At 70.8% G+C, this 11,607-nt stretch carries 9 protein-coding genes; 3 read left to right on the top strand and 6 right to left on the bottom strand.

Going from position 1 to position 11,607, the window contains the following annotated elements; translation table 11 throughout:
- Positions 1-138 precede the first annotated feature (138 nt).
- Positions 139-1,071, top strand: a complete 933-nt coding sequence (locus tag AC099J_RS00855; protein ID WP_479613302.1) for an MBL fold metallo-hydrolase — start codon at positions 139-141, stop codon at positions 1,069-1,071.
- Between the two features lie 3 nt (positions 1,072-1,074).
- Here AC099J_RS00855 and AC099J_RS00850 read toward each other — a convergent pair whose 3' ends face one another.
- A complete protein-coding gene (locus AC099J_RS00850; RefSeq protein ID WP_479613301.1) occupies positions 1,075-2,997 on the bottom strand; it encodes a sensor histidine kinase in 1,923 nt (640 codons plus the stop codon).
- Between the two features lie 25 nt (positions 2,998-3,022).
- Positions 3,023-3,673: a response regulator gene (locus AC099J_RS00845; protein WP_479613300.1), complete on the bottom strand. Its 651-nt coding sequence runs from the start codon at positions 3,671-3,673 to the stop codon at positions 3,023-3,025.
- Positions 3,674-3,889: 216 nt separating this feature from the next.
- Here AC099J_RS00845 and AC099J_RS00840 point away from each other — a divergent pair, with 216 nt between their 5' ends.
- Both AC099J_RS00840 and AC099J_RS00835 read left to right on the top strand, forming a co-directional pair.
- Entirely contained in the window at positions 3,890-4,618 is a 729-nt protein-coding gene (locus AC099J_RS00840) for a PEP-CTERM sorting domain-containing protein (protein ID WP_479613299.1), read from the top strand.
- Positions 4,619-4,759: 141 nt separating this feature from the next.
- Positions 4,760-6,118, top strand: coding sequence for an esterase-like activity of phytase family protein (locus AC099J_RS00835; RefSeq protein ID WP_479613298.1), 1,359 nt, complete (start codon positions 4,760-4,762; stop codon positions 6,116-6,118).
- A 78-nt stretch (positions 6,119-6,196) separates the two neighbouring features.
- Here the strand turns inward: AC099J_RS00835 and AC099J_RS00830 are convergent, their stop codons facing one another.
- The 4 genes from AC099J_RS00830 to AC099J_RS00815 all read right to left on the bottom strand — a co-directional run bounded on the left by AC099J_RS00830 (position 6,197) and on the right by AC099J_RS00815 (position 11,607).
- Positions 6,197-6,400, bottom strand: a complete 204-nt coding sequence (locus tag AC099J_RS00830; RefSeq protein ID WP_479613297.1) for a hypothetical protein — start codon at positions 6,398-6,400, stop codon at positions 6,197-6,199.
- Between the two features lie 79 nt (positions 6,401-6,479).
- A complete protein-coding gene (locus AC099J_RS00825; RefSeq protein WP_479613296.1) occupies positions 6,480-7,637 on the bottom strand; it encodes an MFS transporter in 1,158 nt (385 codons plus the stop codon).
- 118 nt (positions 7,638-7,755) lie between these two features.
- A complete protein-coding gene (locus AC099J_RS00820; protein WP_479613295.1) occupies positions 7,756-10,215 on the bottom strand; it encodes a glycoside hydrolase family 3 C-terminal domain-containing protein in 2,460 nt (819 codons plus the stop codon).
- A 3-nt stretch (positions 10,216-10,218) separates the two neighbouring features.
- The gene (locus tag AC099J_RS00815; protein ID WP_479613294.1) at positions 10,219-11,607 is read right to left on the bottom strand and encodes a glycoside hydrolase family 32 protein; all 1,389 of its coding nucleotides are present in this window, start codon (positions 11,605-11,607) and stop codon (positions 10,219-10,221) included.

The raw sequence follows: 11,607 nt of genomic DNA, 5'->3' as shown, positions 1-11,607 counted from the left end.
GTGGAAGAGGCCATCGTGTCAGTGTTCGCCATGGGTGCGCTTTGCTCCGCAGAGTCGGGGGAAACGCGGGATTTTAGCCAGCCGCCACGCGGGCGCGGCCCCGCTTGTCTACAGTCGCCCGGTCTCCTTCGCCGCACCATGCCCATGCCGACTCTTCCCGCTGGCGCCACGCTGTTCGAACGCGGCTGGCTTTCGTCCAACAATCTGCTGCTCTGCGACCCGCAGGGCCGTGGCCCCACCGCGCTGATCGACAGCGGCTACTGTACGCACGCCGCGCAGACGCTGGCGCTGGTGGCGCACGCGCTGCAGGACCAGCCGCTGGACCTGCTGCTGAACACCCACCTGCACAGTGACCACTGCGGCGGCAACGCGGCGCTGCAGCAGCGCTACCCGGGCGTGCGCACGGCCATCCCCCCCGGGCAGGCCGCTGCCGTGCTTGATTGGAATGCGGACGCATTGAGCTACGCGCCCACCGGCCAGCAGTGCCCACGCTTCGCCTTCGACGCCCTGCTGGCGCCCGGCAGCACGCTGGCGCTGGGGGCAGCGCAGTGGCAGGTGCACGCGGCGCCGGGCCACGACCCGCATGCCGTCGTGCTGTTCGAACCGGCCACGCGCACGCTGGTCTCGGCCGATGCGCTGTGGCACAACGGCTTCGGCGTGGTGTTTCCGGAACTGGAAGGCGAGGCGGCGTTCGACGACGTGGGCGCGACACTGGACGTGATCGAGCGGCTGGCGCCGACGGTGGTCATTCCCGGCCACGGCAGCGCCTTCGACGACGTGGGCCCGGCGCTGGAACGCGCGCGCCGCCGGCTCGACAGCTTCGCGCGCGCGCCCTTGAAGCACGCGCACTACGCGGCCAAGGTGCTGCTCAAATTCAAGCTGCTGGAGCTGCAGCGCATCCATCAGGCCGACCTGCTGGCCTGGGCCACGGCCACGCCGTATTTCCGCACGCTGCACGCCACGCATTTCGCCGACCGTGGCGAGCTGGCGCAGTGGGCCGCTGGTCTGGTGGATGACCTGCTGCAGTCCGGCGCCGCGACGCGCGAGGGTGGGCTGTTGCTGAACCAGTAAGCGTCAGCCGGGCGCCTGCAGTTGCAGGTGCGCGCCAGGCAACGGCATGCGCAGCGCCACGCAGCTGTAGCCCGGCCGTGACACCAGCTCCAGCGTGGCGCCCACGCGCTGGGCCCGGCTGCGCATGTTGGCCAGACCGCGGCCGTTGCCCTCTGGCGTGAGGCTGAAGCCGACGCCATCGTCCTGCACACTCAGTTGCAGCTCTTGCCCCAAGACACACGCCCGCACCGTGACGCGGCTGGCGGCCGCATGGCGCAAGGCGTTGGCCAGCGACTCCTGCAGAACCCGCAGCAACTGCAGCGTGGTCAGGGGCGACAGGCTGGCGGCTTCGTCCAGCCCATGGAACTGCCATTCGGAGGCCACCTGCGCTTCGCTCAGCAGCGGCTCCCACCGAAACCGCAGCCCACCGAGTGCGTCGGCCAGCGCGGGCTGGTCCGGGGCGACGACGTCGAAGATCAGCCGCATGTCGGCAATGCAGTCGCGCAGCATGCGCGCCACCTGCGGCATGTCCAGGGCGCCGCGCTGCACCCGCAGCAAGGTGGTGAACATGCGCGAGCCCAGGCCATCGTGCAGGTCGCGCATGATGCGCTGGCGCTCTTCGGCGACCACCTGCTCGCGCTCCAGCGCGGCCACCTGGGCATGGCGCAGGCGCAGCTCTTCCTCGCGCCGGGCCACGCGCATCTCCAGGTCGCGGTTCAACTCGGCCACGGTGTCCAGCACCTCGATGTGGCGCAGCGCCAGGATGACGCCCATCACCAGCAGCAACAGATTGGCGCCGTGGTGCATCAGGAAGACGCCCCGGGCCAGCCAGTCGCGCACCGCGTCCGGCAAGGCATAGGCGCTGTGCCAGTCGACCAGGTAGTCGTGCACGCCCGCCAGCGTGGCCAGCAGCAGGGCGATGAACAAGGCCCCGGCCGCACCACCACGCTGGCGCCAGGCGGCCAACCCGGTGAAGCCGACGATGGACAGCCCGATGGGCATCAAACCGGCGACCCACACCAGGCTGATCTGCTTGTCCAGCCCGCCGAGCGTGGCAACGAGCAAGGCCGGGCCCAGCAGCGCATAGGCGACAAAGACACGTTCGAGCACCGGCTTGCGCATGCCGCACAGCCGCAGCGAGAACAGGGCCAGCAGCACGATGAAGCCGCCCGTGGCCGCGAAGTAGATGACGCGCCACCAGCGCCACACGTCCACGGGCAACACCTCGATCACGAACACGCCGGTGCGCACGCTCCACAGGATGGCCGCCATGCCGAACAGGCCGTACAACACCTCGCTGCGCCGCAGCGCCCACATGGCGGTGACGATGACGCCGACCACGAGGCAGACCACGATGGTGATCTGCGGCATGGTGCGCGCCCAGACCAATCTGCGCTCGTACACCGGCGACAGCACGCTCAAGGGGCCGACCGCCAGGCCCTGCAGTTCGCCAGGCCCGTCGGCGGGGTCGCGTTCGACCTCCAGCAGCAGTTCGTTGCGGCCGGGTTGCCACAGCGCGTCCGGCATCGTCATCAACCCCGGACGCAGCCAGCGCACGTGGGTGCGGGCGTTGGCGCGGGCCATGGTGGCCACCGGCGTGCCGTTGAACGTGAAGCGGCTGGCGCTGTACAGGTGCGGCAGGTACAACACCCAGGACTCTTCGCCGCCCGCGGCCGCCTCCCGCTCGAAGGTGATGCGGTAGAACAGCACCATCTGGCGCGCGCCGGCATGGCGGCCCATCTCGGCGCGCAGTTGCCGGTGCAGCGTGGCCCAGGCTGGTGCATCCATGCCCTGCACCGCGTGCCAGGCCTCGGCCTGCGCGGCGCCGTCCACCGACGTGATGCGCGCACTCACCGCAGAAGGTGCCAGCCCGGGCGGCGCCGCCTGCACGCTGAAGGCCGCAAGCACCAGGGCGCCCCACAACAGGGCGCGCAGTACGGCGGCCATGGCGTTGCAGTGCACGGGAGCCTGCCTACAACAGGCCCAGCTGGCTAGCCTCGAACACCGCCTCGCCGCGCGAGTGCACGGCCAACTTGCGGTAGATGCGCTTCACATGCGTGACCACGGTGTGCGGTGAGATGCCCAGCACCTCGCTGACCGCCTCGAAGCTCAGGCCCTTGGCCGTCAGGCGCAGGATCTGCGTCTCGCGTGCCGACAACAGATCGGGCGCACGGTCGCACGCTTGCCCCGGCAATTCCGGCGCGGCGCGCAGTCGGCCCAGCACGCGCCTGGCGATGCTGGGGCTGATGGGCGAGCCGCCCGCATGCACCTCGTGGATGCTGGCGACGATGTGGGCGCTGCCGGCGTCCTTGAGCAGGTAGCCCACGGCGCCTGCCGCAATGCTCTCCAGGATGTGGGCGTCGTTGGCGAACATGGTCACCACCAGCACGTCGCAGCCGGCGCAATGGGCGGCGGCATGGCGGATCACTTCGACACCGTGCATGTCGGGCAGCCCGAGGTCGACCAACAGCACATCCGGGGCGCTCTCGCGCAGCCGGGCCAGCGCGGACGCGCCGGTGGACACGGCCGCCAGCAGCCGCAGTTGCGGATCGGACAGCACCGCCTCCAACAACACGCGCATGAACTCCGGCTCGTCTTCCACGATCATCACGCTGGTCGTCATGGGCTGCTCCGGAACATGTCGCCTTTGCGGTCAGTACACGCCCTGCCACGGACTTTGTCAAAGGCCAATCGTCATGTCGCGCAGCGCGTACCGCGAACACGGGACAGGCGACCGCGTCCACGGTATGGCGCGGCCACGACCGCCTTCCTACGATGGCTCGACCGGGCGATTGCGTGGGCAACCAGCGCCGGCCACTACACCACCAAGGGAATCTCCATGTCGACCTACCGATCCGTCTGCCGGGGCAGCCTGCTGGCACTGTCCCTGGGCCTGTCCGCAGGGCTGGCACAAGCCAACCTGCTCGTCAACGGCAGCTTTGAGAACACAGCCAACACCTACGTGCCCGCAGGCCAGGGCTTCATGACCGTGGACGCGGCGGCCGATGCAATCACCGGCTGGTCGTTCTACTCGACCGCCAACAACAGTTCCAGCTCGCTGTCGTGGATGATGCCGCCGGTGTTCGGCTTGTCACCGTCCGAAGGGGCGATGTTCGTGGACCTGACAGGCAGCTTCGACAGCAGCTTTTCCGGAGTGCGGCAGAGTGTGGCCACGCAGGTAGGCGCGCGCTACCACCTGGCGTTCGACCTGGGTGCTGCGAATGCGCCGGCCTGCCCCGGCTTCGATTGCTCGGGGCCGGTGGCGGTCACGGTGGCCCTGGGCGATCTCGTGAGCCAGGTGATCGGCCCCTACGACCCGGCCGCAGCCGGCATGCAGTGGCAGACCTTCGGCTTCGACTTCCTGGCCAGCTCCAGCAGCACGCTGCTCGGCATCCACGGTGTGAACGCCGGTGGCAGCATTCAGCTCCTGGGGCTGGACAACGCCGTGCTCACGCTGACGGCCTTGCCGCCAGGCACCTCCGTGCCAGAGCCCGGGACCTGGGCCCTGATGGCGGCGGGCCTGGGCGCCCTGGCCTGGCGCAGGCGGCGCGCATCTGCGGGACGCTGATGGGCGCTGCGGTGAGTGCGCCGCAGTGCGCGTCACTGCAGGGGGCTGCTGGTCCCGCAGCAAGCAGTGCTGGCTTTCATGCTGGTGTCACGCAGCGCGGTCAGGCTGGCGGGCTTGTCCTTCCACACCCCCACCCACCGCATGTTCCGACTGAAATCTGGCGCTGTCTGCGCCGCCCTGGCCTGTGCCAGCCTGTCTTCCACCGCCTGGGGCCAGCAGATCTACCCGGCAACGCTGGCCGGCCACGCCGTGCTGCCGGCCCGCACGTTGATCGCGCCGCCGGCCGATGCACCGGCCGACCTGCGGATGGCGGGCAAGTTCACCACGGCCAAGCGCGTGGACGCGGCCGGCAGCGTGATGGGGCTGTCGGCAGGGCGGCCGACCGGCATCGGCCTGCCCTTTGCTGGACAGCCGGCGCAGGGCCATTCCGGCATCAAGCGCATGCCCGACGGCAGCTACTGGCTGCTCACCGACAACGGCGCCGGCAGCAAGGCCAACTCGCCGGACTTCATGCTCTACCTGAGCCAGTACGTGGTGGATTTCAAGACCGGGCAGTTCGAGCGCAAGAAGACCGTGTTCCTGCACGACCCGGACCGCAAGGTGCCGTTTCGCATCACGCAGGAGGGCAGCGACAAGCGCTACCTGACGGGCTCGGACTTCGACCCCGAGAGCTTCCAGTTTGCGGGCGGCTCGCTCTGGGTGGCCGACGAGTTCGGCCCCTGGCTGATCCAGGCCGACCTGGACGGCAAGGTGCTGGCCGTGTTCGAGACACTGGTGGACGGCAAGGCCGTGCGCTCGCCCGACCACCCCGCCATCGTGATGCCCGGCGCGCCGGACGCCGCATTGCCGGCGTTCGAGGTGCGCCGCTCCAAGGGCTACGAGGGCATGGCTGTCTCGCCCGACGGCAGCAAGCTGTATGCCCTGCTGGAAGGCCCGCTGTGGGACGCCGCGACCAAGTCCAACGAGATGGTGGACGGCAAGCCTTATCTGCGCGTGCTGGAGTTCGACGTCCAGCGCAAGGCATGGACCGGCCGGCACTGGAAGTACCCGCTGGAGGCCGGCCACCACGCCATCGGCGACTTCAACATGATCGATGCCACGACCGGCCTGATCATCGAGCGCGACAACGGCGAAGGCACAGCGGACATGGCCTGCCCTGCGGGCCAGCGCGGCACGGACTGCTTCCACGACCTCGCGAAGTTCAAGCGCGTCGTCAAGATCGAGATGAACGAGGCCAACGTGGGCGCACCGGTGCGCAAGATCGGCGCCATCGACCTGATGAACATCCAGGACCCACGCAAGCTGGCGCGCAAGCCGCTGACCAATGGCGTGCTGACCTTCCCGTTCTTCACGATCGAGAACGTGGAGATCGTCGACGCCACGCACATCGTGGTGGGCAACGACAACAACCTGCCCTTCAGCAGCAGCCGTGCGCCGAACCAGGCCGACGACAACGAGCTGGTGTTGCTGGAGGTGGGGGAACTGTTGCGCGCGAAGTAGGCCCGTGGGGCCCGGCGCGCCGGGTCGCCTCCCCGGCGACCGAGGGGCTGCCCGCAGCTTGCGGTCAGCCCGTTTTCGTCAGACCGCCGCGCCGGCGCTGGCGCGCAGATCTTCGGCGAAGGACGGCTGGGTGTGCGCGTAACGCTCGGCCAGGTCAAGCAGGCTTTCGCGTGAAGCCGAGGGCTTGCGCAGGTTGGCCAGCAGCGAACCGCTGGGGCGCAAGGCGCTGTTCAGCCCGTTACTGAGGTACAAAGAAACGCCGTGCAAGGTGATGGAACTCATGATGAATACTCCTGTTTTGGGTGAACCCTATGCCTCAATCATAGGGTATTCCCTTAACCCGAGTTGGTAACTGGGTTACTTACCCGGTACGGCGCGCGCCCATCGCCAGTACCGCAGCGGCCACCACCACCAATCCCATCGCCCAGCTGAGCGACGACGCCTGGGCCACGAAGCCGATCAGCGGCGGCCCCACCAGGAAGCCCGCATAGCCCACCGACGACACCGCCGCGATGGCGGCCGCGCGGCTGGTGCCCGGCACGTGCGTGGCGGCCGTGAACAGGATGGGCACCACCAGTGCCAGCCCGATGCCCACGAACAGATAGCCCACCAGCGCGACGCCGGGGTGGCGCAGCAGCAGCACCAGCGCCATGGCGACGGCGGCGAGCAGGGCGCCGGCACGCAGCAGGCGGCGCTCTTCGTAGCGGGCGCGCAGCGTGTCGCCACCGAATCGCGCCAGCGCCATGGCCAGTGAGAACACCGCAAAGCCCAGCCCGGCCTGCGCCTGCGGCATGCCCAGCTCCTGCGAGAGGTAGAGCACGCACCAGTCGTACATCACGCCCTCGGCCATCATGCCGGCGAAGATCAAGAGCCCGATCAGCAGCAGCGGACCGCGCGGCCAGACGAAATGGGCCTGCGGCTCGTCGGCATCGGGGTGGGCGTCCAGCATGCCGCGCGAGGCGGCGAGCGACAGCGCCAGCACACCCGCGCCGATGCAGGCCAACTGCAAGGCCGGCGCCACGCCCAGGCGCAGCAGCAAGGCCGCCAGTGCCGCGCCGGCCATGCCGCCCAGCGAGAACATGCCGTGCAGACCACCCATCACGGCGCGCCGGCTCATGACCTCCAGCGCCGTGCCTTCGGCATTGATGGCAACGTCGAACAAGCTCATCGCAGCGCCGAACACCAGCATGGCCGGCAGCAGCCAGACCAGCGAGGGCCACAGCAGCGCGGCGCCCAGCATGGCGCACATGGCCGCGGCGGCCAGCATGGCGGTGCGGCGCGCGCCGACACGGCCGACGATCCGCCCCGCGATCAGCAGCGACACGATGGCGCCGGCGGCGATGGTCAGCAGCACCAGCGACAGGCTGGCCTCGTCGAGCGCGTGGCGCGCCTTCAACGAGGGGATGTGCACGCCCCAGGCGCCGCCGACCAGGCCAAGCGAAGCGAATTGCAGGCGGTCGGCGCGGCGCGCCCGGCTGAGGCGCAGGCGGTCAGGCGGCGAGGGAGCGGAAGGCGGCATGGGAGGACGGACGCAGGCAGGCACCATGGGTTGACTTGGGCAGGCCGGCAGGGTTGCAGCCCGCACAGGCCAAAGCGCTTTGGACTATACCGGGCCGACCGTGCGCACGTGCGCCGTGTCAGCGGGCCAGCGGCTCCACCCAGTCGGCCAACAGTTCTACCTCGGCACGCTGGTGGATGCGGTCGCTGGCAGAGCCCACACACAGCCCGTAACGCCCGGCCGGCGCCACCCAGGCCTGGCGCGTGGTGTCGAACGAGGCGAACGCGCGCATGGCCAGCGTCAGCGTCACGCTGCGCGCCTCGCCCGGGGCCAGTTCCAGTTTGGCAAAGGCCTTGAGTTCCTGCGGCGGGCGCGGCACCGGACCGGGCGGCGGCTGCACGTAGAGCTGCACCACCTCGCAGCCGCGCCGCGCGCCGGTGTTGCGCACGGTGGTATGCAGCGCAAGCGTGCCACCCGCCGCCAGCGTGCGGGCGTCGAGCCGCAGCCCCTCGTGCGCGAACTGCGTGTACGACAGCCCGTGGCCGAACGCGAAGCGCGGCGCGATGCCGTGGCGTTCGTGGTGGCGGTAGCCGATGAACACGCCCTCGCCGTAGTGCACGTGGCCGTCCACGCCGGGGTACTGGCGCGCATCGCCGCCAGCCACGCCGTCCGCCAGCCGCGCGGGCCAGGTCTGCGGCAGACGGCCGCCGGGCTCGGCCTCGCCCAGCAGCAGCTCGGCGATGGTGTGGCCGCATTCCTGCCCCGGGTACCAGGCCTGCAGCACGGCGGGCACCTGGTCGAGCCAGGGCAGTTCCACTGGTGCGCCAGTCTGCAGCACCACCACGGTGCGGGGGTTGGCCGCCGCCACGCGGGCGATCAATTCGTTCTGCCCGTGCGCCAGCGCCATGCTGGGCCGGTCCAGGCCTTCGGTGTCCCAATCCGGGCCGAGGCCGGCGAACACCACGGCCACATCGGCCGTGGCCGCGGCCTGCACCGCAGCGGCGATGTCGGCCTCGCCCAGCGCGCGGGCCAGGCCCAGGCGCAGCGCATGCACGGACGTGCCCGGGATGCTGGTGAACTCGACCGTGATGGCGTACGTCTGGCCGGCCAGCAAGGCGTGCCCGGCCACGACCTCTTCACAGCCATGGCCGAAGTAGGGCTCGCCGGCGCGCCAGCCGGTCCAGGCGTCCACCACCTGCACGCCGTCGACAAAGGCGCGGCAGCGGCCGGCGCCGATCAGCGAGATCTGGTGCTCGCCATCGTCCTTGGCCGTGAAGCGCAGCTGCGCGCGCACCGAGAAGCCCTGCGCGTCCACGCCCTCGGGCAGGCCGCCGATCCACAGCCGCTCGCTGCTGGGCCAGTGCTCGCTGCAGACCGGCGCGCCGCTGCAATCGCCGTTGTTGAAATAGTCCAGCGCCACCGGCCCGGGCAGCACCGGCACCCAGCGGTGGAAGTCGGCGCCCGGTGCGTGGACCAGGTGCACGCCCGGCAAGCGCGCCGCCAAGGCCTCGGCCGGCGTGCTGCGGTAGTGGGCGTTGACGGTGGCGCTGCCGCCCCCCATGGCCAGCGCCTGCGTGGCCGGGCGGCCGATCAGCGCGATGGTCTGGCCGGCCTGTGGCGCCAGCGGCAGCAGCGCGGGCGCGTTCTTCAGCAGCACGGCGCCGGCGGTGCCGAGCCGGCGGATCAGCGCCCGGTGCGCCGGCAGGTCGTCTGCACCCTCGGGGCCGGTGGGCGCGCGCTGCAGGCCGCCGGTGCGTTCGATCAGTTGCAGCACGCGGCGGGCGCAGGCGCGCACAGCGTCTGCCGGCACGCGGCCGTCGTGCACGGCCGCCTCCAGCAGCGCGCCGCGCATGCGGGTGGGGCCGGGCATCTCCAGATCGCAGCCGGCCAGCACGCTCTGCACGGTGTCGTGCTGCGCGCCCCAATCGGTCATGACCAGGCCGTCGAAGCCCCATTCGCCGCGCAGCACCTGCTGCAGCAGCCAGTGGTGGTCGGCGGCGAACACGCCGTTCAGCCGGTTGTAGCCGGTCATGACGGCCTGTACCCCGCCCTCGCGCACGGCGCGCTCGAACGGCAGCAGGTACAGCTCGCGCAGCGCACGCTCGGGGATGTCCGAGCTGATGCTGGTGCGCTGGTACTCGCTCTCGTTGCCGGCAAAGTGCTTGATGGTGGCCGCCACGCCGCGCGCCTGCACGCCGCGCACCAGGGCCAGCGCGACCTCGGAGGCCAGCCACGGGTCTTCGGCATGGCATTCGAAGTTGCGCCCGTTCAGCACCGTCCGGTGCAGGTTGACGGTGGGCGCCAGCAGCACGCTGGCGCCTTTGAGCCGGGCCTCGTCGGCCAATGCCCCACCGGCCTGTTGCAGCAGCACCGGGTCCCAGCTGGCCGCCATCGCGATGCCGGCCGGAAAGCAGGCCGTGGTCGGCCCGTCCTGGAACACGCTGCCGCGCGCGCCGTTGGGGCCGTCGGTCAGCTGGATGGACGGCACGCCCAGGCGCGGCACCGGCACGGTGCGCCACAGGTCGGCGCCGGTCAGCAGGGCCACCTGTTCGGTGAGCGTCATGGCGCTCAGCAGCGCGTCGAGGTCAGAAGTCGGCATGGTTCAGTGTTCTCGTGGTGGGTCGAAGATGTCGCCCATCTCCCAAACCTGCAGCGACAGGTCGGCCGGGCCATCGGCAAAGGCCTCGGCCTGCACGCTGTCGGCGAGCAGGGGGTAGAGGCGGCTGGCCAACGTGACGCGCCCGTTGGCGAAAACTTCCAGCACGCTGCCGTCCAGCAGCACCCGCAACTCCAGCGGCTCGCCCCGCTCCAGCACCAGCACGGCCTGCTGGTCCTGGTGCCGCGTGCCGGTGTCCAGCGAGCTGCGCGCGCGCTCGATGACCAGCCGGCGCGACTGCGCGCGGTAGACGATGCGGGTGGTCTCGCGGCCGTCGGGAGTGGTCAGCAGCGTGAGGCCGGCGTCGGCCAGCGCGTGCAGCGTCCAGCGCGCCGTGATGTCCAGATGCCGGCCGGCGAAGCGCCGGCGCTGGCCGGGGCCGGGGCCGGCCACCGCCACAGGCACCACGGCGCGCTGGCGCAGTGCGGCCAGGGCTTCGGCCGGCCGGCTGCACAGGCGATGCTGCCGGTCCAGCCACAGCTCGCGCGGCACGCTCAGCGCACCGGCCCAGCCGGCTGCCTCCACCCGGTGCGGGTCACGCTGCTCGTCGATCCAGGCCCACTGCAGCACGCGGCCGTCGGCAGCGGTCATCGCCAGGTGGGCGAAGGCGCTGCCGTCGCCGTCGATCTGCTGTTGACCCTCGGCAATAAAGCGCTCATCTTCGAAGCGGCCGACGAAGCCAAGCACGCCCAGGTTCGGCCATTGCGAGACGATGAGCAGCCAGCGCTCGCCCAGGGGCAGCAGGTTCGGGCATTCCCACATGGCGCCCAGCGTGGCGTCGGGCGCCTCGAACAGCGGATGCCGATAGTCCCAGTGCCGGCCATCGCGGCTGCGGTACAGCAGCACCTGGCCGGCCTCACCGCCGCGCGAGGCGCCAACCAGCAGGTACTGCCAGCCGTCGTGGCGCAGCACGAAGGGGTCGCGAAAGTCCTGCGCCGCCACGCCGGGCGGCGGCGTGGCGATCAACGGCAGCGCGTCTTTGTGCCAGTGCTGCAGGTCGCGGCTGGTGGCCCGGCACTGCACCTGGCCGGCAGCCGACGCACCGGTGTAGTACGCCGTGGCCAGGCCCTCGTCGTCGACCGCGATGCAGCCGGAGAAGCAGCCCCCGGCCTCCCACGGCAACGTGGGGCCGAAGGCGATGGGTTCGTCGCGCCAGTGCACCAGGTCGGCGCTGGAGACATGGCCCCAGTGGATGGGCCCCCAGTGCGCCGCATGCGGATGGTGCTGGTAGTGCAGGTGCCAGCGGCCACCGTGCTGGCACAGGCCGTTCGGATCGTTCAGCCAGTGGCGCGGCGCCGTCACGTGGAAGCGCGGGCGGTGGCGGTCGCCAGTCAT

This window comes from Rhodoferax sp. RT4P68, assembly GCF_056521305.1.
The sequence above is the reverse complement of the archived record's forward strand: the minus strand, read 5'-3'. Positions and strand labels throughout refer to the sequence as shown.

Coding starts and splice junctions, on each gene's coding strand:
- AC099J_RS00850 (WP_479613301.1), bottom strand. CDS start 2,997: ATGGCCGCCGTACTGCGCGCCCTGTTGTGGGGCGCCCTGGTGCTTGCG.
- AC099J_RS00835 (WP_479613298.1), top strand. CDS start 4,760: ATGTTCCGACTGAAATCTGGCGCTGTCTGCGCCGCCCTGGCCTGTGCC.
- AC099J_RS00830 (WP_479613297.1), bottom strand. CDS start 6,400: ATGAGTTCCATCACCTTGCACGGCGTTTCTTTGTACCTCAGTAACGGG.
- AC099J_RS00855 (WP_479613302.1), top strand. CDS start 139: ATGCCCATGCCGACTCTTCCCGCTGGCGCCACGCTGTTCGAACGCGGC.
- AC099J_RS00845 (WP_479613300.1), bottom strand. CDS start 3,673: ATGACGACCAGCGTGATGATCGTGGAAGACGAGCCGGAGTTCATGCGC.
- AC099J_RS00840 (WP_479613299.1), top strand. CDS start 3,890: ATGTCGACCTACCGATCCGTCTGCCGGGGCAGCCTGCTGGCACTGTCC.
- AC099J_RS00820 (WP_479613295.1), bottom strand. CDS start 10,215: ATGCCGACTTCTGACCTCGACGCGCTGCTGAGCGCCATGACGCTCACC.
- AC099J_RS00825 (WP_479613296.1), bottom strand. CDS start 7,637: ATGCCGCCTTCCGCTCCCTCGCCGCCTGACCGCCTGCGCCTCAGCCGG.
- AC099J_RS00815 (WP_479613294.1), bottom strand. CDS start 11,607: ATGACTGGCGACCGCCACCGCCCGCGCTTCCACGTGACGGCGCCGCGC.